Origin of the sequence: Arthrobacter sp. KNU-44, from assembly GCF_051843155.1 — a bacterium.
Lineage (GTDB): Bacteria > Actinomycetota > Actinomycetes > Actinomycetales > Micrococcaceae > Arthrobacter.
Genome location: NZ_JBPXNG010000002.1, coordinates 2,223,396 through 2,245,084, shown reverse-complemented (window position 1 = coordinate 2,245,084; position 21,689 = coordinate 2,223,396). Strand labels below are relative to the sequence as shown.

Here is a 21,689-nt window from a genome sequence, read left to right as displayed (position 1 = left end):
CGTGGGCGCCAGGGATTTTCCGTATCGCTAAGCCTTAGACGAACTGGTACAGCAGGGCCGCCATGCCGAAGCCCACTACCGAGAGCACGGTTTCCAGCACCGTCCACGTCTTCAGGGTGTCCTTGACCGACATGTTGAAGTACTTGGAGATGATCCAGAATCCGCCGTCGTTCACGTGGCTGGCGATGATGGAGCCGGAAGAGATGGCCATGACAATCAGGGCCAATTGCGGCTGCGAATAGTGTCCGGCCGTGAGCGCCGGGGCCAGGATGCCGCCCGTCGTCACGATCGCGACCGTGGCGGAGCCCTGGGCGAGACGCATGCCGCAGGCGATCACGTAAGCGGACACGATCACCGGGAGCCCGGCCTTGGCCAAGGTGTCCGCCACGGCGTTGCCCACCCCGGTTGCCGAGAGCACTGCGCCGAAGAACGCGCCGGCTCCAACAACAAGCAGGATCATGCCGACCGGTTTCAGCGAGGCTGAGCTCAGTTCGGAGAGGTCCTTGGCGCTCATGCCCCGACGTGTGCCCAGGAGCCACATCGAGAGTGCGACAGCAACGGTGAGCGCAATGGCCGGGTTGCCGAAGAACACCAGCGCATCGCGGAATCCACCAGCGGAGAGGAAGATGTTGCCGAAGGTGGCGCCTAGGATCAGGAGCATCGGCAGGCCGATGGCAAGGGCAACGACGCTCATGCGCGGTTCGTGGCCCACAGCTTCCTCTGCCTCCGGGATCACGCGGTCCTCCGGAACGGCAACTTGCACGCGCTTGCCGATCCACTGGCCCCAGAGAATGCCGGAAGCGAACCAGGCAGGGATGCCGCAGGCCAGACCCATGATGATGATCCAGCCCAGTTCAACGTGGAACAGTCCGGCCGCGGCTACGGGACCTGGGTGCGGCGGCAGGAAGGCGTGGGTCACGGAGAGGCCGGCGAGAAGCGGCAAGGCGTACAAAATGAGGGATTTCCCGCCGCGCACCGCCGCCACATAGACGAGGGGTGCGAGCACGAAAATGCCGATGTCGAAGAAGACCGGAATGCCGAGGACAAACCCGGTGACGCCCATGGCCAGCGGCGTTCCCTTTTCGCCGAAGATCTTCACGAGCCTGCCCAGCAGGACCTCCGCGCCGCCGGATCGCTCCAGGATGGCGCCCAGGACAGTGCCCAGGCCGATGATCAGGGTGATGTGTCCGAGGATCCCGGCGAAGCCCTTCTCGATGAGGGCGTCGCCGCTCTTGATGGGCGAGCCGACAAGGGCATCGATGCTCACGCCGCCCGCCAGCGCGACGAGCACGCTGGTCCCCACCAAGGCAATGAACGGTTCTACCTTGACTTTGATGATCAGAAACAACAGGAGGGCAATGCCGGCGCCTGCCAGGATAAGCAGGCCGGCCGTATCGTGCCGCAGCCAGTTCAGGAATTCATTCATGGGGGTTACTTTCTGGGGATTCCTACGCGAGGGTGGCGGTGAAGGCAGCGGCCCTGGCCGAAATGTCTGCCCAGTCGCCTGCAGCCACGGCGGCGGGAGGGACCACGCTGGTTCCACAGCAGACCGCTGCGGCGCCGGCGTCGAGATAGCTCTTGGCGTTTGACGCGTCGATCCCGCCGGAGGGCAGTAGGCGGATACCGGGGTAGGGACCCTGGAGATCCTTGAGGTACGCGGGACCGAGCTGCCTGGCCGGGAAGATCTTGACTGCGGCGGAACCCAGGTCAAGCGCCTGCGCCACCTCGGTAGGTGTCATGGCCCCCAGACTGAAGGGGATACCGGCGGCCGCAGCCACCGCCGCAACCTCAGGGCGGAGGCCGGGCGTCACCAGGAACCGGGCACCGGAGTCGATGGCTGCCTTTGCCTGCTCGGCCGTCATCACGGTACCGATTCCGACGGAGGCGCCGTGCTGCGCTGCGGTTTCCGCAGCTCGCCGCACGTGCTTCAGCACGTCCGGTGTGGTGAACGTCAGTTCGACGCTGCGGATGCCGCCGTCGGCCAGTGCGCGGCAGAGCTCGGCGGCGTCGGGGATCAACGGCGCCCGGACGACGGCGAGGGTGCGGTCGGCTTCAAGCTGTTCGACAAATTCTTCAGGAGTCATGCGATTTCGGTACTTCCTGCTCGGGTGCGTCCGTCCGGGCCGCGGCGCAGTGCGCGGCCGGCACGGGCGCCGGTGGGCTTCCCGCCGTCGATCGCTGCCGTCCCGTTGACGAACACGTAATGGATGCCAGTGGCTGGCTTGCGGGGGTTTTCAAAGGTGGCTTCGTCACGGACGGTGCGCGGGTCGAAGAGGACGACGTCGGCCGCGTAGCCTTCGCGGACCAGCCCGCGGAGGTCGAGCTTGAGCCGCTCGGCCGGGCGGCCGCTCAAGTGGTGGACCATTTCCTCCAGGGTCAGTAAGCCCAGATCGCGGCTGTAGTGGCCTAGGTATCGGGGGAACGTTCCCCAGGCACGCGGGTGCGGTTTCGCTCCGACCAAGAGGCCGTCGCTGCCGCCGGTGTGGGTGCGGTGGACCATGATGGCCTGCACGTTTTCCTCGTGGCCGACGTGCTGCAGGATCCCGGTGCCCAGGCGGTCCTCCTGGAGGATCTGAGCGAACACGGCGAACGGCTCAGCGTTGGTTTCAGCGGCGATTGTGGCGATGGTCTTGCCCACGTAACCGGCGAGTGCCGGGTTCTGGACGCCGCTGATCTCCAGTGTGTGCCACTCGGCAACCACTCCGTGGCAGCCGTCGGAGCCGTAGATCTCCACATTTTCGCGGATTCTCGCCAGAGTTGCCGGGTCGGCCAGCCGCGCGAGCGTGGCCTCGGTACCGCCGGAGGACGACCAGCTGGGCAGGATCGCCGCGAGCGTGGTGGCGCCGGGGAGGTAAGGGTAGGTGTCGAGCGTAATGTCGGCGCCGTCGTCGAGCGCTGCATCGATGAGCTCAAGGAGCTCGCCCGCCCGGCCCTTGTTCTCGGCGAAGTTCATGGTGGCGTGGGAAAGGTGCAGCGCGCAGCCAGTGTCCCGGCTCAGCCCGATCATCTCCGCGTAGGCTCCGAGCGCGCCCTTCCCGTAGGAGCGGTGGTGCGGAGCGTAAAAACCACCCAGTTCCCCCACGGTCCGGCAAAGTCCAGCAAGTTCCTCGGTCCGGGCGTACATGCCTGGGGTGTAGGTCAGCCCGGAGGACATGCCCACGGCGCCCTCCTCCATGGCGGTGCGCACGATGTCCTGCATCCGCTCCTGCTGCTCAGGTGTCGGGTCCCCTTCGGCGAAGCCCATCACGAAGGCCCGGACGGTTCCCTGCGGGACGAGGTACGCGGCGTTGGTGGCGATCCTCTTGCCGTTTTCGGACGCGTCGAGGCGGTCCAGGTACTGGCCCACGGTTCGCCAATTCCAGTCGAAATCCTGCGGGTTGTCGTTCCAGCCGGCGATCTTCTCGCGGACCCCGCTAAGGGTGGCATCGTCCACCGGAGCGTAGGACAGCCCGTCCTGGCCCAGAAGTTCGGTGGTGACGCCTTGGCTGAGCTTGGCGTAGTGGCCCTTGTTGACCAGCAGCTGCAAGTCCGAATGGGCGTGCATGTCGATGAATCCGGGGCTCAGGACGAATCCCGTCGCGTCGATAGTCCGCTCGGCGCCGGTTCCGCTCGCGGTGAGGGATCCGGCGTCGGCGACGACGGCGATCACCTCACCGTCCAGCAGGACGTCGGCGGGACGGCGGTCCGCCCCGGTTCCGTCCACCAAGACGGCGTTGCTGATGAGGGTCTTCATGGCGTGCGTCCTAGAAGAAGGTATGGATGAGGTCGACGACGGTGTGGTCACCGTCGGTATCCGCGAGCACAGGGATGAGCGTCCACTTGTCGAAGGCTGTGCACGGATGCGAAAGTCCCAGGCGCACGACGGCGCCGGGCCGCACAGCGGTGGTGCCGGCGTCGAACGTCATGAAGCAGTGCTGGTCGTTGACGGCAGTGATCTCGGCACCGACGAGGGGCACCATGGGACCGCCGAGTCCGGGCCCGATCAGCTGCGGACGTGGCAGGCCTTCGTCAACGGGCAAGTCGCGTTTGCCGGCGTCGAGGATGGCAAGGCCTGGTTCGGGCTGGGACACGACGCGCGCCCAGCCGTGCATGCCTGCCTTGAATGGCTGGCCGCCGTCGCGGGAAAACGGCGAGATGCCGCGGTAGAATCCGTCGTCGTGGATGATGTACGCACCGCTGCGGATCATGAGTTCGACGCGCGGACCGTCTTGCGTGCCGGCGTCGATGCACGGCGAAAGGACGTCGACGACATCGTCGAAGTAGGCGCTGCCGCCTGCCGTAAGGATGACGGCGTCGGATCCGTAGAGACCTTCCCCGAGGAGCCGCTGATGCAGCTCACCCATCTGGCCCAAGAAGCCGCGGACGGCGGCGAGACTGTCGGCGTCGGCAGTGTGGGCCAACGATCCTTCGTAGCCGCTGACGCCGACCAGCCTCAGGTGAGGTGAAGCGGCCACGAACCGGGCGACGCCGAGTGCAGCCTCCACGCCTCGCGCTCCGGTGCGGCCACCGGTTCCGCCAAGCTCAACAAGGACATCAAGGACGGCGCTGCTTCCAATGGTCTCCAAGGTGCGGCCAATGACATCCACGGTGACAGTGGAGTCGACCCAGGAAAGGATCGGCTGAACCGGACTCGCGGTCGCGGCGACCCACTCGATCGCGTGCGGATCGGTCAGGCTGTTGGCCAGTTGCAGGCGCCGCACACCGAATTCGCGGGCCACGCGGAGCTGGGCGAAGTTCGCCACAGTGATCCCCCAAGCGCCGCGGTTCAGCTGTTCCGCCCAGAGCTGTGGCGCCATGGTGGTCTTTCCGTGCGGGGCAAGCAAAACGCCGTGCTCCGCACACCATGAGGCCAAGCGATCGGCGTTGCCGCGGAGTGCCCCGGCATCAAGGGTCAGCAACGGCGTCTGGAGGTCGGCGAGCTTCGGGGCTGTTGAGAGGAACTTACGGTGGCTGGTGCCGCTGGCCGTGGCGGGCACGGCCTTGTGCCGCCAGTCGAGCCAGACATCGGCCAGGCGTGCCAAGGTGTCCGCTGCAATTGCCCCGGCTTCGGCTCCGGCGCCGGACGTGGAAGTGTTCACCAGTTCGATCCCTTCCCTGTGCGCGATTCACTGTGCGCATTCTGCCCGCAAATTCCGTTGCGTTGCGTATTTTGCAACGCAGGTTGCAAAGCTGTTGGTGATATGTCTAACATGGTGCAGGATTGGGAGTCAAGGCCGCGGCATGGCCCGGCAACCCATGATCAGGCCACGGAAATCCCTTCTTCATGGGGGTGTCGAGTGCCGCTGGAAGCGGCAGAGGGAGCGCGGGAGTTTCATGCTTTCAGCTGTATGTGTGGGTGAGACGATGGCCATGCTCACCCCGGTGAAGCCCGTCCCGCTGCACCAAGCCACGGAGCTGCATTGTGGAATCGGCGGCGCGGAATCGAACGTAGCCATGGGCCTGGCTGCCATGGGCCTGGACTCCCACTGGGTAGGCCGGGTGGGCCGGGATGGATTCGGCACCCGGATCCTGGAGGAGCTGAGCAGCCACGGCGTGGGGATTTCCGGCGTCGAGGTCGATCCCGGACGGCCCACAGGGCTTTACGTCAAGGTCCCCGCCCAGGAAACAGATCCCGACGGCGGCAGTTCAGTTTTGTACTACCGGCAGGGTTCCGCCGCATCAGCGATGAGCCTGGGCACCCTGGCGAATCCCGCCGTCGCGCACTTATTGGAGGAAGCCTCGCTCATCCACCTGAGCGGCATCACAGCGGCACTCTCACCGGAATGCCTTGAGCTGACGGAAGCCATCCTCGCCGCACCGAGGCACGGCCGCATCATCAGCTTCGACGTCAATTGGCGCGCCGCGCTCTGGGCCGGCCAGGACCGTTCCGCGCTGCGCCGCCTGGCCAATCTCGCCGACATCGTGCTGGTGGGCAAGGACGAAGCCGAGCACGCCTTCGGCACCACGGACGAAACTGAACTCCGGCGCCTCATGCCGGATCCCGCCGTCGTCGTCATCAAGAACGAAGCCATCAGCGCCATCGCCCTGGAACGGGACGGCACGCGGGCCGAAGTGTCCGCCTTGTCCGTGGAGGTGCTTGAGCCGGTGGGCGCGGGCGATTCGTTCGCGGCCGGGTACCTGAGCGGGGTGCTGTTCGGCCTCGAACAGAAGGCCAGCCTCCGTCGCGGTCACGTCGCTGCAGCCTGCACCCTTACCGTCCATGGCGATCGCGGCCCCCTTCCCGACTCCGCACTGCTTTCGGCCATCCTCGATTCCACCGACGCCCAATGGGCTGCGATCCACGTCGCCGGGGGGCACTTCAACAGCCGGAACCGGAGCGTTCAAGATCGGAGCACAGCACCATGAGCCAGAGCCTGATGCGGGCCATCGACCTGCTTGCCGAGCTTGCGGCCAAACCGGCCACCCTGGATGAGCTTGCCTCCAAGGCTTCAGTGCACAAGACCACCGTCATGCGCCTCCTGCACGCCATGGAGGAAAAACGCTTCGTTGTCCGCGATGAGGACCAACGATTCATGCTTGGCTCCAAGCTGTTCGAGCTGTCCTCGCTCGCGCTGGAACAGCGGGACATCCGCAAAGTGGCGCACCCGTACTTGGCCGAACTGAACGGAAAGACCGGGCACACCGTGCACCTCGCCGCGTTCGAGGGAAATGACGTGGTGTACATCGACAAATTCGAGTCGCACCATCCCGTGCGGATGTACTCCCGGATCGGCCTGACAGCGTCACTGCATTCGGCCGCCGTCGCAAAGGTCCTGCTTGCCGACATGCCGCGCAGCCGGCAGGAAAAGATCGCGGCGGGACTCGACTACACAAGAATTACCGACACCACCCTGACCTCGCCGGAGGCCCTTTTGGCCGAACTGGAGCAGGTCAGGGTCCAGGGCTGGGCCCACGACAACGCGGAGCACGAATCGTTCGTGCACTGCATCGCGACCCCCATTCGCGACGCGAGCGGCGCCGTCGTGGCCGCAGCCTCTTGTTCGGTACCGGTGGTGATGCTCAGCTATGAAGGACTGCTTGAGCTGCTGCCCGACCTCAAAGCCAGCACCGAGGCCATCTCCTGCGACCTCGGCTGGATCAGCCACGAAAGGAACTCGGCATGAGTGAAAAGACTGTAGTACTGACCGAAAATGCTCCGGCCCCGGCGCACGTATTCTCCCAAGGCATCCGGAAGGGCGGCATGTTCCAGGTGTCCGGCCAGGGCCCCATGGATCCCGCCACCAACCAGTACATCGGCGAAGGCGACGTCCGCGTCCAGACCCGCCGCACATTGGAGAACGTGAAGGCGATCCTCGAAGCCGGCGGTTCCTCGGTGGAAGACGTCATCATGTTCCGCGTCTACCTCACTACGCGCGACGACTTCGCCGCCATGAACGAGGTCTACGGCGAATTCATCACCGAGAACGTCCCCAGCGGCCAACTGCCCAGCCGCACCACCGTGTTCGTCAACCTCCCGCACGAAGTCATGCTCGTGGAAATCGACGCGCTGGCGGTTACGGCGTAATCCCCGGAGTCCGGCTTGGTGGCACTATTGGGTGATGCCCTTCATGCGCGTTCCCAGGCTTAAAAGGGCGTCTTCCCGAGAGCGACGCCAAGCGAACCGGCTGGCGTCGGCTTCTACCGGATGGTGGCTGCTGGTTGTCATATTCATCGAGGCTGCGGTTGCCTTGTCCATCCGCCTGCCGCTGGCCTTCGGGCTTCCGCCGTGGGTCGGCATCGATGGACCAACCGGATTCCCTGCTCTCCTGGCGCTGCTGATCGTGCCCCTAGTGGTGCTGGCGGCGTGGCGCCTCATGCGGCAGCAGCAGCGGGAACGAAGCCAAGCGTTCCGGACATCCCGCTTGATGGACACCGTGCTGCATACAAGCCTGGACTGGCTGTGGGCCACGGGGCCCGATGGGCGATTTACGTTCTGCAGCCCGGCCTGCAAGGACATCACGGGGTACGAACCTTCCGAACTGCTGGGAAGGCACATCACCCGCGTCATCGACCCCGGGGACCTGGCAGACGCACGCGTGGACTGGAAAGCCCGGGAAAGCGGTGACTCCTCGTGGTCACGCGTGGTCACCGTGTGCCGCCACCGGGACGGCAGCCGCGTCTTGATAGACGTTGCCGGAAGGCCAATTCGCGACAGGGATGGCAGGGACCGCGGTTTCGAAGGCACCTGCCGTGTCTTGAATCCCGAGACAGCACGTTCGCATGCCGAAGTCACCGCACGCATCCAGGAACTGCTCAATGACGGTTCGCTCATTACGGCATTCCAACCGATCCTGTGCCTGGAAACGGGCAACTTCGTTGGAGTGGAATCCTTGACAAGGTTCAGCGGATCCCAGGAATTGTCCCCGGAGGTGCGTTTCATGGAGGCTGCCTCGGTCGGGCTGGATATCGAGCTTGAAATCCTTGCGCTCCGGACCGCGCTGACCACTGCCGCCGGACTTCCAGCGGGACTGTACATCGCGGCAAACCTCTCACCCCGCGCGTGCCTTGACCCCCGCTTGGCAGCCGCGATTGTGCAGTCGGCCATCCCTCCACGACGCATCGTGCTTGAGGTCACCGAACGCCATGAGGTCGCCAACTATGAACCGCTCGCCGAAGTTCTGGCACCGTTGCGGCGCGCCGGACTCAGAATAGCTGTCGATGACGCCGGTGCCGGCTTTGCTTCCATGCGCCACATCCTGCAACTCAAGCCGGACCTCATCAAACTCGATCGCGAGATCATCGCCGGCATCGACACGGATCCGGCACAGCGGGCCCTGGGAGCTGCGATGGTCGGTTTTTCCTCTGAAATCGGAGCGGCCCTGGTAGCCGAAGGGATCGAGACCGAGGCCGAGTTGGCTGCGGTCACCAAGCTCGGCATGACCGCAGCCCAGGGCTACCTGCTCGGCCGCCCCTCACTCAGGCCTGAGGACTGGGCGGGATGGGGTTAGCGATGGCCGATACCCCTCGGGCTGATGCGCCGTGACCAGACCGTCGAAGTCCCGCGCGACAACACCCTCAGTTGTCTCCACCGGGAGCCCGTTCCGCGCCCAATACTCGATGCCGCCGATCATTTCGCGCACCGGGTACCCGAGCTCGGCGAATGCCAGGGCCGCGAAGGTGCTTCCGTTGCAGCCCGGTCCCCACGAATAGACCACTACTGAGCTCCCAGCAGGGATCAGTGCGGCCGCCCGCTCGGGTATCTCCGCGGTCGGAAGGTGCATGGCGCCGGGGATATGTCCGTGGTCCCACGACGACTGCCTGCGAGTATCCACGAGCACGAAACTGCCGGCAGCGGCATCCGCAACGTCCATGACGTCGATCTCGAACTGCAACTTCGCGCGGAAGTAGGCGCCTGCCGCACCGTCCGCCCCGACTCCAGCGCCGGCGTCGTTCATTGGCTTTTCCATCTGCCCTCCTAGGCCAGCTTCGCGAGTTTGGCGTTGGCACGCCGGGATCCCAGCTTTGCCGAGATGCGCAGGCTGGTTTCGGCGGCCATGGGACCTACTTCGCGGACGCGCTTGGCGGTCATGCGGGACGACAAGGAGGAGACGCTGAGGGCGGCAACCACGTGATCGTCGTGGCCGAAGATCGGGGCGGCGACGCACCGGACCTCGGGTTCGTTTTCGCGGTCGTCGATCGCATAGCCCCGGCGACGGATTGCGGCGAATTCAGCCCGCAGCTGCTCGGGGTCCGTGATCGTCCTATCGGTGATCGGCGCCAGCTCACCGGCCAGGATCGGCGCAACCACTTCTTCCGGGCTGAATGCCAACATGGCTTTGCCGACCGCGGTGCAGTACGCCGGCATGGTCGCCCCGACGCGCGATGCCATACGAACTGTTGCCTCGTCCTCCACTTTGTCGAGGTAGACCACATCATGGCCGGACAGGACAACGAGGTGGCACGTACTTTCCGTGGCCCTCATCAGCAGTCTGAGCTCGGCGTTGGCGACGCTGCGCAAATCGAGCCGGTCCAGGTATGACTGTCCCAAACGCAGGCAACCATGGCCCAGCCGGAAGCGGCCGCTCCCGGCGTCGCGCTCCAGCAGGTTTTCGTCCAACAAGGGCGCGGCCAGCCTTAGGACCGTGCTCTTGTTGAGCCCGGAGAGCTTGGTCAGCTCCACCAAGGCGAGTCCGTCCGCGCTCACCGGATGCTCCGCCACCACTGCCAGCAAAGCCAGCGCCTTACGCAACGAAGCCGAGGAGTTCCGGGCCTCCGTGCCTTCAGTACCCACGTGTGTCCTATCCAGCGGCGATGCGCTGCTCGGCGTCGTAATCGCGTTTCCAGCCAACCACGCCAGGCCTCAACTGCCAGGGATGTGGTCCGGACAGCGGCCGGTATTCCACCCCCATGGCCTCCAGGCGTTCCAGATGCGCGCCTTCGAGCCTGGCCAGGAAACCATCGTAGTCCCGGTTCTCCGGCTGCGACCAGAGCACCTCCGCGACGGCACTCAGCCGTGGAAACGCGGCGAAGTGGACCCGTCGCGGGGAATCGAGGTGTTCCGTCCAGATGTTGGCCTGGGCCCCGAGGAGCCTGCCCGGGAACGCCTCATCCGCACCCGCGGGCAGCGGTTCGAAGCCGTAGACATCCCGCAGGCTGGTGACAAAGCCCACGGGCACAGGTTCGTCGTCGCCGTCGGCCTGGCGGTGGTCCAGGTACAGCTTGTGCTCGGGGCACATGACCACGTCATAACCGCTTCTGAGCGCGCTTAGTCCGCCTTCATAGCCCCGCCAGGAAGCCACCAACGCACCATCCGGCAGCTCGCCGTCGCCGATTTCGTCCCACACGGAAGTCGCTCGCCCGTGCCCGTCAAGGTGCTTCGCCAACTGCCCCACAAACCAGCTGTGCAATCCCGAAACGTCCGGCAATCCGAGTTCGGCGGCTTTGGCCTGTGCCTGGGCGCTGGATTGCCACTGGGTGAGCGGAACTTCGTCACCGCCCAAGCTGATCCAGCGGGCGGGGAAGATCTCCACGACTTCATCGAGGACCTTGCGGTAGAACTCCAATGAGGTTTCCGAGACTTCCAGAACGGTCTCGTTGATTCCCCAGCGGGTCCAGACCTCTGTATCCGCGCCCGCACCCAGTTCCGGGTAGGCGGCGATGGCGGCCTGGCTGTGTCCCGGAACATCGATCTCCGGGATGACGGTGATGTGCCGCGCTGCAGCGAACGCGACCACTTCGCGGAGATCGTCCTGGCTGTAGAAACCGCCGTGCGGAAGCCCGTCGAAAACCCCTGCCCGCCAGGAACCAAGCGACGACTCCCGCCGCCACGCCCCGGTCTGGGTGAGTTTCGGGTATCGGTTGATCTGGATCCGCCAGCCTTGGTCGTCCGTGAGGTGCAGGTGGAGGACGTTGAGCTTGTGCATGGCCATCACCTCGATGAACCGCAGCAGGTTGTCCTTGGGCATGAAGTGCCGGGCCACGTCAAGCATGGCCCCGCGGTACCCGAAACGCGGCTGGTCCTGGATCGATACCTTGGGAACCGGCCATGTGCCATCCGTTTCCGGAACAGGCGCTTGCCTCAGCGCGGCAGGTCCCATCAGCTGTAGGAGGGTCTGGGCAGCATAGAAGGCTCCGGCCGGACCGCCCGCATGAATCACGACGGCGGTGCCCACCTGCAGGCGGTACGCCTCGGCGTCGAGCTCCTGGTCAAGCCGCAGGCTGATGCCCGCATCGGCTACCGTGTCCAGGGACAGGTCCCAGCCGGTGGCCGCGCCGAGGGTCCGGGCGAGCCAGCGGCGCGCGCTGTTCAGCTCCGGATCGGCGGCCAAGGTGGTGGCTGGGTCCAGTTCCAGGAAACCTCCGTGCGATTCCACCGAGCACGGCACGGGAACCAGCAAATGCGCGGCGCTCATCCCTTCACCGCCCCGGCCAGCCCGGATACGAGTTTTCGCTGCACTGCTATGAAGAAGATCAGCACCGGAATGGTCATGATCACGGAACCGGCCATGATGGCACCCCAATCGTTCTGGTCGGGCTTGAAGAAGGTCAACAATGCCATGGGCAGGGTCTGGTTCTCCTGGGCGGAAATGATGAATGTCTTGGCGAAGAGGAAGTCGTTCCACGTGGCGATGAACGAAAACACGGAGCACGCCACCACTCCGGGCGCCACAAGCGGGAAGAGGATCGAGCGGACAAACCGGAAACCACTGGCCCCGTCTATGCGCGCTGCCTCTTCGATCTCCACCGGGACCGCTGCGACGAAGCCACGAAGCATCCAGATCGCGAACGGGATACTGAAGCCTACATGGACCAGCACCAGGGAGCCGAGCTGATTCAGGCCCACGAGCGGTACGGCCTCCCCGGCGTTGCGGAGCAGGAAGAACAGCGGAATCGTGAGCGCTTCGACGGGCACCATCTGGGACACAAGCACCACGATCAGCAACTTGGTGCGCATCTTGAATTGGTAGCGGGTCAGTGCCACGGAGGCCAGAAACGCCAGCACGGTGGAGACGATAACGACGACGAGCGCCACGATCACGCTGTTGAGGAAGTACCTGCCGAAGTTGTTCACTGACAGGACCCGCATGAAGGAATCGAAGGACGGTTCCAGCGTGAACGGCGCCGCATCGCCGGCGTCGAGCGCTGTCTTCGGCTTGAGGGCCGAAAGCACCATCCAGAACAGCGGGAACGCGACGAGAAGCGCGATGGCGAGTCCCGCTGCATCGGCGCCGAACCGGCGTCGTCCGCCCTTGCGGAATTTTTGCGGCGACTCCGGCGCGGGCCGGTTCTTGCGGAGTGGAACGTCGACGGCGGTCACAAGACTTCTCCCGTTCTCTTGAGGATGCGGAGGTAGATCAGGGTGACGATCATCAGCAACGCGGTCATGATGACACCGAGGGCCGAGCCGAGGCCGTACAGGCTGGCCGCGAAGGCCTGCTGGTAGCCGTAGACATTCAGCACGAGGTTCTGCCCGGCAATACCGCCGCCGTTGGTCATGATGTAGATCTGCGAGAAGATCTTGAAGTTCCAGATGATGGACTGGATGGTCACCACCATCACGATGGGCCGCAGCATCGGAAGCATGATGCTGCGCGCGATCCGGGGCATGGAAGCACCGTCGAGCCGCGCCGCCTCAATCACTTCGGTGGAGATCGCCTGGATGCCAGCGTAGACCGTCACGAGCACGAACGGGAACGAACACCACACCACTTCGCTGGCTACGAGGCCGAAGGCGGACCATTTGTCGTAGGTCCAGGAGTAGCCGTTGAACTGCGTCAGGCCCACGGAGACAAGAGCCTTGTTGACCAGCCCCAGGGTGGCGTCGAAGAGGAACAACCAGACGGCGCTGCCGGTGACGGCCGGTGTGGCCCAAGCGCCCAGCGAGACTACGAACAATGCGGTGCGGACCCAGGGCCGGAGCCGCGTGGCCAGCACCGCCAACGACGTTCCCACGAGCAGCGTCAGTACAACGCAGGCCCCTGCGAACAGAACAGTGTTGCCCAGGACGGACCAGAACTCCGGATCGGCGAACAGTTTCTGGTAGTTCTCCAGGCCCGTGAACTGCAGTGGCGCCTTGCCGCTGACTTGGGCCTGGCGGTAGTCATACAAAGAGACGTTGATGAGCTGGAAGATCGGGTATCCCAGCAGCGCGATCAGGACAATGAAAGCTGGAGCCAGGTAGAGCCAAGGTTCCAGGCCGCGCTTGCCTAGGGCACGACGGCGGGACGTCCCCGCCGTCGTCGGCTTGCGGTCCTGCTTGCGGTTCCGCGTTCCGCTTGCGTCCGCCTTCGCGGACGCAAGCGCCGTCATGCCGCACCGCCTGGCACGGATCCAAGGTGCGTCACGAACCCTGTCATTTGGATCCGAACACCTTGTTCATGGCTGCTGCCGCGTCCGCAGTAGCCGTATTGACGTCAGCCTTGCCTGTGACGATCTTCTGGTACATGCCGGTGACGATGCCCTGGGCGTCGATCGTGGACCAGGTTTCCGTCACGGGGACAAAGTTGGTGCCGGCGGCAAGGGTCTTGATGAAGGGGTCGAGCTGCGGATTGGACGCCGCAACAGACTTCTGGACGTCGCTGAATGTCGGCAAGTTGCCCATGGCGTCGAACATTTTCTGCTGGTACTTCTTGCCCGCGAGCTGCTCGACGAACTCAGCTGCCAGGGTGTGGTGCTTGCTGCTGTTGAAGACGCCCAGGTTGTTGCCGCCGGCAAATGCGGGCGCGATCGAACCGGCCGTATTGCCCGGAACCGGAACCACAGCGAACTTGTCCTTGATGGCGCTGGCCGCGACGGCCTTGTAGTTGAAGTCGCCACCGATGGTCATGGCCGACTTTCCGGCGATGAATTGCTGGACGCTGGCGTTTCCGCCGAATTCGGCGCAGGTCTGGGGCGGGCAGATGTCGTTCTTGAGCAGCCGGGCATAAGCGGAGACACCGGCCCGGGATTCGGTCGAATCCAAACTGGAGACAAAGGTGTCACCCTTCTTCGTGGCAATGTTGCCGCCGTTGGCCCAGAGATAGGGCATAGCCGAGAACTGCGCGGCTCCACCAATCGAAATACCGAGCATGTCCGGGTTGGCTGCGCGGACGGCGCGGGCCACGGTTTCGACGTCGGCGAGGGTCTTGGGAGCCCCCAGTCCGAGCTTTTGCAGCAGATCGGTGCGGTAGTAGAGGGCCCGGACGCCGACGTACCACGGCACGCCGTAGTTCTTGCCTCCGACGTCCGTGGTGGCCAGGATCTTGCTGTCCAGGTCCTTGAACTCGCCCCAGGCCTTGATGTCTGCAGTCATGTCGGACAATCCGCCGGATGCAACGTAGCTGGCAAGGTCTGTGTTGCCGAACTCGGCGACGTCGGGAGCACTCGAGGGGTCGTTGAACGCGGCCTTGAACCGTTCCGCCCGGCTGTCGACTGGAATGTACTGGACATCGACCTTGACGCCGCTATGACTGGCTTCGAAATCGGAAACCGCGGCCTTGACTACCGCAGATTTGGGGTCTTGGTTGACTTCCGAGAAGAGCCACACGCGGATAGTGCCTGACTTCTCATCCGACGATGACGCGGCGTTGTTCGACGTGGGCGGGGCGCAGGCCGTCAACGCGAGGGCGGCGAGGGCAAAGGCAGCCGCAGTGCGTGCGATTTTCAATGGATCCTCCATGGAGAAAAGGGTTCGGTGCCCGGCGGTCCTCCGCTTCGGGTATGGAAGGAAACTTTACAAACATACTTCTGTGAGCGGAAGCACAAGTGGCAAAAGGTTTGCATTGCAAAACCAGAATTTGTAAACAGACGATCTCTCGCAAGATTGCCGATACCCCCTGGGGGTACTTGATTTTATACCCCCAGGGGGTATATCTTTACGGCATGAGCACGATCGACGTGGACCCCACAGATTTGAACCCGGTTGACTTGAACATTGGCCAACACGGCTACTCTTCCAACAAGGACGCGTACTTGCGGCGCCTCAAGCGGATCGAGGGCCAAGTACGCGGTATTGCGCGCATGGTGGAAGAGGACAAATACTGCATCGACATCCTCACTCAAGTCTCTGCAGTCACTAAAGCCCTGCATGCCGTGAGCCTCGGTCTCGTGGAGGAACACATCGGGCACTGCGTCGTCGGAGCCGCCTCCGAGTCCGATCCCGTCGTGCGCGCAGAGCAAATCGACATCAAGGTCAAAGAGGCAGCCGATGCCATCGGGCGCCTGCTGCGGTAACGCCTCAAACATTCACCACACCATTCAACTCACCACCAAGGAGCACGCCATGGGCCACACCGCCACCATCCAGACGAACGTCAGCGTTTCCGGCATGACCTGCGGGCACTGCGTTTCAGCCGTCAGCGAGGAAATCGAGTCCTTGGCAGGTGTCGAAAATGTCGAAATCGCTCTGAATGCCGGCGGAATCTCCACCGTCACCATCACCTCCACCCAGGAACTGTCTCCGTCCGAAATCGGCGAAGCCGTCGCCGAAGCCGGCTACCTGGTAGTCGCCAACGAGGCCTAGGGGTCAATGTGAGCAATCACGACATCCTCCATCAAACAGGCACCCGCATCATCGAACTCGACATCGAGGGTATGACGTGCGCATCATGCGTGGCGCGCGTGGAGCGGAAACTGGGCAAGCTCGACGGCGTGGAGGCTTCAGTCAACCTCCCCCTCGAATCGGCCCACGTAACAGTCCCGGATAACGTCACGGACCAACAAATCGTGGACACCGTGAACGCAACGGGCTACAAAGCCTGGATCCGCGAATCCCGCCCCAGCCCGTCCACCGTCCAAGCCCACTCCGCCGCCCAGACCCACGATCGCGAAACCGATATGCTCGGCGCGCTCGCTCCTCCGTCGCTTAGACGCGCGCTGCCGCATACCGGCCCCGCGATCGAGTCCAGCACCGAAGGCATCACCGGTGACGACGGCACAACTGAACATAACCACAGCGACGGTGACGACAGCGCACCGGAACATGACCACAGCGACGACGCGGGTGGCATGCGGCAGCATGCGTCTAAGCGAGGCACGAGCGAGCATGCAGAGCATGGCGCCGGTGGCGGCGCGCAAGGCGACCGCGATGCACGCGCCCACGAAGACCACATGCACCACGGCCCTGCGTCCCGCCAGCTAAAGCCGAGACTGATCGCCGCGGCCATACTGACTGTCCCGGTGTTCGCCATCTCGATGATTCCGGCTCTGCAGTTCCCGCAATGGGGTTGGGTCGCCGCATTGCTGGCCCTTCCCGTGGTGACGTGGGCTGCCTGGCCCTTCCACCGGGCCGCCGCCATCAACGCGCGCCACTTCGCCTCGACCATGGACACGCTCGTGTCCATCGGCGTCCTGGCCGCATACCTCTACTCGGCGTGGCAGCTCTTTGCCAACCCCATGATGACTGAACACCCCGGCATGGAGTCCACGGGAGGCATGGGCGGCGGGCTGTACTTCGAAGTTGCGGCGGTAGTCACCACGTTCCTGCTTCTGGGCCGCTATCTCGAGGCCAACGCCAAAGCGAAGGCCGGCGATGCCCTTAAGGCCCTGCTGAACCTGGGGGCCAAGGACGCAACGGTGCTGCGCGACGGCGTCGAGCACAAGATCCCGGCCGAGCAACTCGTAGCCGGGGACATTTTCGTGGTCCGCCCGGGAGAGAAGATCGCCACTGACGGCCTGGTGACGAGCGGTTCGTCCGCCGTGGATGCCTCGTTGGTCACCGGTGAATCCGTGCCCGTGGAGGTCGGACCGGGGAGCCAGGTCACGGGCGCCACCATCAACACTTCGGGCCGTTTGCTGGTCCGCGCGACGCGCGTCGGTTCCGAGACGACGCTGGCGCAAATGGGGCGGTTGGTCAGCCAGGCGCAGACGGGCAAAGCCCCGATCGCACGGCTCGCCGATCGTATCAGCGCCGTCTTCGTGCCGGTCGTACTGGTCATCGCCGTGGTTACTTTCGTCGTCTGGCTCGCCCTGAGCGGGGACCTCAATGCCTCGTTCACGGCTGCCGTGGCGGTGCTCGTGATTGCCTGCCCGTGTGCGCTTGGGCTCGCGACTCCCGTTGGCCTCCTGACCGGGACCGGCCGGGGCGCGCAACTCGGCATCCTCATCAAGGGTCCACAGGTGCTGGAAGATACGCGTACGGTGGACGCCATCCTTTTGGACAAGACGGGTACCGTCACGAGCGGCAAGCTGGCCGTTGGACACACGCTGGCCTTGAACGGCCACTCCCCCGCCGACGTCCTGTCTCTCGCCGGCGCCGTCGAGGCAGCGTCGGAGCACCCCATCGCCCACGCCATCGCCGCTGCCGCCAAGTCCGCAATGCCCGACGCCGGCCCGCTCCCCGCTGTGAAGGACTTCAGTTCCGCCCCGGGCGGCGGAGTCCGGGGGATGGTTGCGCTGAACGGAGCCGGAAACAGAGCCGAGCGAACGGTCGTTGCCGGCAGGACCGGCTGGCTGGAAGACAACGGCATTTTCCCTGACGACGCACAGCGCGAGGCACTGGCCGCTGAGGAAGCCGGCGGCGCTACCGCCATCTGGGTTGCTGTGGACGGGAAGCCCGCTGGAATAGTCACGCTAAGGGACACCGTCAAACCCGGTTCGGCTGCAGCCATCTCGAAGCTCAAGGAACTCGGGATTCGCCCTCTGCTGCTGACAGGAGACAACGCCGCCGTCGCCGCCCAAGTGGCCACCGCCGTCGGGATCGCCCCGGAAGATGTATTCGCGGGGGTCCTGCCGGAAGGCAAAGTGGACGCGGTGCGGAAGCTTCAGTCCCAGGGGTCCACTGTGGCCATGGCCGGGGACGGAGTCAACGACGCCGCAGCGCTGGCGCAAGCCGACCTTGGCATAGCCATGGGATCGGGTACGGATGTCGCCATCGAGGCCTCGGATCTGACCGTTATGGGCAGCGACCTCGGGCAGCTGGTGCAAGCCATCGAGCTGTCCCGGAAGACGCTCTCCACCATTAAGACAAACCTGTTCTGGGCATTCTTCTATAACGCCATCGGTATCCCGGTGGCAGCCCTTGGTTTGCTCAACCCGATGATCGCCGGCGCGGCCATGGCTGCGAGCTCGGTCCTGGTGGTCGCAAATTCGCTACGGTTGCGCTCGTTCGCAAAGTAGTCCCGCCCCACCCAACCGCCGCCCCACCCAACCGCCGTCCCACCCAACTAACTCGCAGTTGTTGTCGTTATGCGGCGTCAAAACGACAACAACTTCGAGTTAGTTTGCGGAGGCTAGGCCGTTCCGAAACGAACGGCCGCCCGGGCCCGGGCTTTCGCCGCCTCCTCGTCGCGGTTGCGCGCCGGCGCATGGGTGACGAGGGAATCGAGCAAATGCTGTGTGATATGCGCGATCTCATGGACAGCCTCGGAGAAGGCTTCCTCGTTTACCTTGGACGGCTTGGTGGTGCCACTGATCTTGCGCACGTATTGCAGGGCTGCGGCTTCCACCTCCGCGGAGGTGGCTCGTGGCTCAAAATTGTGGAGGGTGTGGATGTTCCGGCACATATCAACATGCTAGGCCCCGGTCCCCTGTCAGGGGTCGTTTTTAGAGGACTCTCTCGGAAGGAACCGGCTCGACGTCGTTCGCGTGGTCAAGCTCCAGCGAGGCGTGGTCTTCGCCGTGCTCCACGGCGTCACGCTTGTCCGCGCGCAGCTCGTCGATCCGCACCAAGACCACTCCGCACACGATGAGTGCCCCGCCCACCAGCTGGACGGCTCCGGGCAATTCGGCCAGCAACAGCCAGGCCCACACCACGGCGAACAACACTTCGGTAAGGGAGACAAAGGATGCCACCTTGGACCCAAGGCTTCGTGCTGCCATGATCCCCGTGACGTAGGACAGCACGGTGGAGAGGATGACGAGGCCGGCGATCGAGACCCACCACGGCGTGGTCCACGGCCCGAGGTGCGTATCCGCGGTGGCGAAAGTCATGGATACCAAACCGGTCCCGCCGGCAATCCAGATAAGGATTGAGCCTGCCATGAGACCGCCGGAAGCCAGCACGATGGGCGGCAGCGTGTCGTTCTGCTTGGCTGTGATGAAGAAGTAGATGACCAGGCAGACGGCCGCGGCCATCCCCCACAGCACGCCGACGAAGTCCACCTTGACGGCGCCGGTGAGATCGAGCACCAGGACGAGTCCGCCGAGGGATAGCAGCGTACCGATGGCTGTGAGGGCCCGGGGTCGGCGTCGGCTCGCGGCCCACAGCCACAGGACGATCATGGTTGGTGCGAGGTATTCGAGCAGGAGGGCGACCCCCACGGACAGCCTCGACACCGCGTTGAAGTAGAAAAGCTGGCACCCCGCAACACCAATCACGCCGAACAACAGGATGGTGAGCCAGTTGTCCTTGAGCTGGTGCCAACGGCCGCGGAGAGCGACGACGGCCGGGATCACCAAGATGAGTGCAGCACCGCTCAATCGGATGGCAACTGCGGCGCCGGGGGTCCACCCGGTTTCCAGGAGGGACTTGGCAAACGAGCCGGACAAGCCGAAGACAGCTGAGGAAAAGAGCGCGAGCCCCAGGCCCGACGCCATGAAGCCCGCAGCACCAGCCCGGTTTGTTGCAGCTGACACAGCAGCCTCCTGTCAGGAGTAAAATGGGTTCCGCTGCTGACACTACTACCGAGAGATGTAAGGAGTCAAAGTGCTTTTTGCACCTGACACTGAAGTGGCGCTTCGAAGCGTGGTCAATTTGATCAATTCGGCCGCCAACGGCACCGAATCCCTCACGAGTGTCGCCGAACTCCGCGCCTTCCTCGATACGGAAGAATTCACGGGGAGCAGGGACGGAACCGAGGCCGAGTTAGTCAGCGTAAAGCGACTGCGGAGCCAGCTGGCTTCCCTGTGGACGGCCGATGAAGATGCGGCCGCAAAGGCCGTCAACCAGCTCCTCACCGACGCACGCGCACTCCCCCAATTGGTCAAGCACGATCATTGGGATTGGCACTTGCACGCCACCACCCCCGAGGCGCCCCTCGCGGAACGCATGGGCACGGAAGCCGCCATGGCACTCGTGGACGTCATCCGCAGCAAGGAAATGGATCGCCTGCGGGTATGCGCGGCGGACGATTGCGACGCTGTCGTGTTGGACCTGAGCCGAAACCGATCCAAGCTCTATTGCGATACAGGCAACTGCGCCAACCGAACGCACGTGGCCGCTTACCGGGCCCGGAAGGCCTCGGGGGCCGAATAGGGAAGGCGTCACGCCGTGCATCTTTTGAGGGCGCACGACGGCGGCCTGCCGCGAGTTTCCGGGTTTGCTGCACTGACCAGCCGGCAAAAAGTTGCGTGGCGTGACACGAAAAAGGACTAGGACGGCCTAGTCGGCGTCGGGCGTTTCCGTTTCGCTGCCCGCATGGGGGGCCGCTGAACCGTGACTCTGGCCCGGCTTCCTGGAACTTAGGTTGACGCCCGAGCCCTTGCCGAGGTGCTCGGCGTTTTCCTTGTGGCTCATGGAAAGCATGGCAGCGATAACGAGGCTCACGATGAAGGCGATGCCGGCACCGGTAAAGGCGAGGTCAAAGCGCGGAGTGCGGGCGCTGCCGCCGGAGGCGAAGATCAGCACAGCGAAGAAGATCACGACGCCCCAGAACGCGGAGAACATCAGCGGTCCCTTAACCGAGGTCCGCATCTTGCGCGGCTCTCCTGGTTTCTGGTCAGCCAAGGTCATTCCTCCAATGTGGGTGCTGGCGCCGTCCGCGCCTCGAGAGTTCTACGCAGGGTAGAACGTACGACTACTAGTTTACGGCCTCAGCAGAGGGGGTTCGCCCATCGTGCCGCAGGCTCAGCCCGGACAGCACCCACAAGACTCCCGAGATGATGGCGCCGCCGCCGGCAACACCGAGGAGCGCGTGCGCTCCAAGGCTGATGAAGAACGGCAAAGCAACGGCGGTGCCGATGCCCACCACACCGGAAATGATCCAGTCGCGGGCAAGCACGTGGCGTCCGCGCTGCCGGAATCCCCGGACCAGTTCAAACGCCCCGAGCACCAGCAATCCTACGAGCGCGGAAACGCCGACGCCCGTATCGGACTGCGTAATCAAGGCACCCACCCCTGCCAGGCCGACGACGACCGCCGCGGCCGCCGGAACACTCGCAGCAAGGAACGCGGCGCCTGCGGTTGCGAGCATGTAGAGCCCGGTAGCCCAGGCCAGAACGTGAACGGATGGCGAGCCCCAGAAGACGGTCACGGCTCCAAACACCAGCGCAGCACCGGCGCGGAGAAGTACGGGCTTCCAGAGCGCGGCTGCTGTGGGCGTGGATGAAGTCGCTGAAGAGGTGGGGAGAGTCAC

22 protein-coding genes are annotated in these 21,689 nt (G+C 64.4%); 8 read left to right on the top strand and 14 right to left on the bottom strand.

The window, feature by feature from the left end:
• Positions 1–34: 34 nt before the first annotated feature.
• Genes ACSVHC_RS11445 through ACSVHC_RS11430 form a run of 4 tightly spaced genes read right to left on the bottom strand, consistent with a single transcriptional unit; the run spans position 35 to position 5,078 of the window.
• Positions 35–1,426: a GntP family permease gene (locus ACSVHC_RS11445; protein ID WP_437771897.1), complete on the bottom strand. Its 1,392-nt coding sequence runs from the start codon at positions 1,424–1,426 to the stop codon at positions 35–37.
• Positions 1,427–1,448: 22 nt separating this feature from the next.
• Complete coding sequence (locus ACSVHC_RS11440) at positions 1,449–2,084, bottom strand: bifunctional 4-hydroxy-2-oxoglutarate aldolase/2-dehydro-3-deoxy-phosphogluconate aldolase (RefSeq protein ID WP_437771898.1); 636 nt, start codon at positions 2,082–2,084, stop codon at positions 1,449–1,451.
• On the bottom strand, positions 2,081–3,733 hold the full coding sequence (locus tag ACSVHC_RS11435; RefSeq protein ID WP_439180939.1) for an N-acyl-D-amino-acid deacylase family protein: 1,653 nt from the start codon (positions 3,731–3,733) through the stop codon (positions 2,081–2,083). Before ACSVHC_RS11435 ends, ACSVHC_RS11440 begins: the two co-directional genes overlap by 4 nt.
• 10 nt (positions 3,734–3,743) lie before the next feature.
• Positions 3,744–5,078 (bottom strand): type III PLP-dependent enzyme domain-containing protein, encoded by a 1,335-nt coding sequence (locus tag ACSVHC_RS11430; RefSeq protein WP_437771900.1) that lies wholly within the window; start codon positions 5,076–5,078, stop codon positions 3,744–3,746.
• Between the two features lie 235 nt (positions 5,079–5,313).
• Here ACSVHC_RS11430 and ACSVHC_RS11425 point away from each other — a divergent pair, with 235 nt between their 5' ends.
• Genes ACSVHC_RS11425 through ACSVHC_RS11410 form a run of 4 tightly spaced genes read left to right on the top strand, consistent with a single transcriptional unit; the run spans position 5,314 to position 8,927 of the window.
• On the top strand, positions 5,314–6,345 hold the full coding sequence (locus tag ACSVHC_RS11425) for a sugar kinase (protein WP_437771901.1): 1,032 nt from the start codon (positions 5,314–5,316) through the stop codon (positions 6,343–6,345).
• Positions 6,342–7,103, top strand: a complete 762-nt coding sequence (locus tag ACSVHC_RS11420) for an IclR family transcriptional regulator (protein ID WP_437771902.1) — start codon at positions 6,342–6,344, stop codon at positions 7,101–7,103. The genes ACSVHC_RS11425 and ACSVHC_RS11420 overlap by 4 nt, the downstream gene beginning before the upstream one ends.
• Positions 7,100–7,504 (top strand): RidA family protein, encoded by a 405-nt coding sequence (locus ACSVHC_RS11415; protein WP_437771903.1) that lies wholly within the window; start codon positions 7,100–7,102, stop codon positions 7,502–7,504. Before ACSVHC_RS11420 ends, ACSVHC_RS11415 begins: the two co-directional genes overlap by 4 nt.
• 34 nt (positions 7,505–7,538) lie before the next feature.
• Entirely contained in the window at positions 7,539–8,927 is a 1,389-nt protein-coding gene (locus tag ACSVHC_RS11410; RefSeq protein WP_437771904.1) for a sensor domain-containing phosphodiesterase, read from the top strand.
• Here the strand turns inward: ACSVHC_RS11410 and ACSVHC_RS11405 are convergent.
• Genes ACSVHC_RS11405 through ACSVHC_RS11380 form a run of 6 tightly spaced genes read right to left on the bottom strand, consistent with a single transcriptional unit; the run spans position 8,892 to position 15,064 of the window.
• Positions 8,892–9,386 carry a rhodanese-like domain-containing protein gene (locus ACSVHC_RS11405; RefSeq protein ID WP_437771905.1) on the bottom strand — a complete coding sequence of 165 codons (495 nt, stop codon included), beginning with the start codon at positions 9,384–9,386 and terminating at the stop codon, positions 8,892–8,894. The genes ACSVHC_RS11410 and ACSVHC_RS11405 overlap by 36 nt on opposite strands.
• An 8-nt stretch (positions 9,387–9,394) precedes the next feature.
• The gene (locus tag ACSVHC_RS11400; RefSeq protein WP_437771906.1) at positions 9,395–10,210 is read right to left on the bottom strand and encodes an IclR family transcriptional regulator; all 816 of its coding nucleotides are present in this window, start codon (positions 10,208–10,210) and stop codon (positions 9,395–9,397) included.
• 7 nt (positions 10,211–10,217) lie between these two features.
• On the bottom strand, positions 10,218–11,831 hold the full coding sequence (locus tag ACSVHC_RS11395; RefSeq protein WP_437771907.1) for a beta-N-acetylhexosaminidase: 1,614 nt from the start codon (positions 11,829–11,831) through the stop codon (positions 10,218–10,220).
• On the bottom strand, positions 11,828–12,736 hold the full coding sequence (locus tag ACSVHC_RS11390) for a carbohydrate ABC transporter permease (RefSeq protein WP_437771908.1): 909 nt from the start codon (positions 12,734–12,736) through the stop codon (positions 11,828–11,830). Before ACSVHC_RS11390 ends, ACSVHC_RS11395 begins: the two co-directional genes overlap by 4 nt.
• Positions 12,733–13,728: a carbohydrate ABC transporter permease gene (locus ACSVHC_RS11385; protein WP_439180938.1), complete on the bottom strand. Its 996-nt coding sequence runs from the start codon at positions 13,726–13,728 to the stop codon at positions 12,733–12,735. Before ACSVHC_RS11385 ends, ACSVHC_RS11390 begins: the two co-directional genes overlap by 4 nt.
• A gap of 43 nt (positions 13,729–13,771) precedes the next feature.
• Positions 13,772–15,064 carry an extracellular solute-binding protein gene (locus ACSVHC_RS11380; protein WP_437771910.1) on the bottom strand — a complete coding sequence of 431 codons (1,293 nt, stop codon included), beginning with the start codon at positions 15,062–15,064 and terminating at the stop codon, positions 13,772–13,774.
• Positions 15,065–15,279: 215 nt separating this feature from the next.
• On the opposite strand from ACSVHC_RS11380, the gene ACSVHC_RS11375 reads away from it, so the two are divergent.
• From ACSVHC_RS11375 to ACSVHC_RS11365, 3 genes are all read left to right on the top strand, one after another.
• A complete protein-coding gene (locus tag ACSVHC_RS11375) occupies positions 15,280–15,630 on the top strand; it encodes a metal-sensitive transcriptional regulator (RefSeq protein ID WP_437771911.1) in 351 nt (116 codons plus the stop codon).
• Between the two features lie 49 nt (positions 15,631–15,679).
• The gene (locus ACSVHC_RS11370) at positions 15,680–15,919 is read left to right on the top strand and encodes a heavy-metal-associated domain-containing protein (RefSeq protein ID WP_437771912.1); all 240 of its coding nucleotides are present in this window, start codon (positions 15,680–15,682) and stop codon (positions 15,917–15,919) included.
• A 71-nt stretch (positions 15,920–15,990) separates the two neighbouring features.
• Entirely contained in the window at positions 15,991–18,513 is a 2,523-nt protein-coding gene (locus ACSVHC_RS11365) for a heavy metal translocating P-type ATPase (protein ID WP_437774104.1), read from the top strand.
• Between the two features lie 113 nt (positions 18,514–18,626).
• Here ACSVHC_RS11365 and ACSVHC_RS11360 read toward each other — a convergent pair whose 3' ends face one another.
• Complete coding sequence (locus tag ACSVHC_RS11360; RefSeq protein ID WP_437771913.1) at positions 18,627–18,899, bottom strand: DUF2277 domain-containing protein; 273 nt, start codon at positions 18,897–18,899, stop codon at positions 18,627–18,629.
• A 40-nt stretch (positions 18,900–18,939) separates the two neighbouring features.
• Positions 18,940–19,971, bottom strand: a complete 1,032-nt coding sequence (locus ACSVHC_RS11355; protein WP_437771914.1) for an EamA family transporter — start codon at positions 19,969–19,971, stop codon at positions 18,940–18,942.
• Between the two features lie 70 nt (positions 19,972–20,041).
• Here ACSVHC_RS11355 and ACSVHC_RS11350 point away from each other — a divergent pair, with 70 nt between their 5' ends.
• Positions 20,042–20,590, top strand: coding sequence for a CGNR zinc finger domain-containing protein (locus ACSVHC_RS11350; protein ID WP_437771915.1), 549 nt, complete (start codon positions 20,042–20,044; stop codon positions 20,588–20,590).
• A gap of 126 nt (positions 20,591–20,716) precedes the next feature.
• On the opposite strand, the gene ACSVHC_RS11345 is transcribed toward ACSVHC_RS11350, so the two are convergent.
• Positions 20,717–21,067, bottom strand: a complete 351-nt coding sequence (locus ACSVHC_RS11345; protein ID WP_437771916.1) for a hypothetical protein — start codon at positions 21,065–21,067, stop codon at positions 20,717–20,719.
• A gap of 67 nt (positions 21,068–21,134) precedes the next feature.
• Complete coding sequence (locus tag ACSVHC_RS11340) at positions 21,135–21,689, bottom strand: hypothetical protein (RefSeq protein WP_437771917.1); 555 nt, start codon at positions 21,687–21,689, stop codon at positions 21,135–21,137.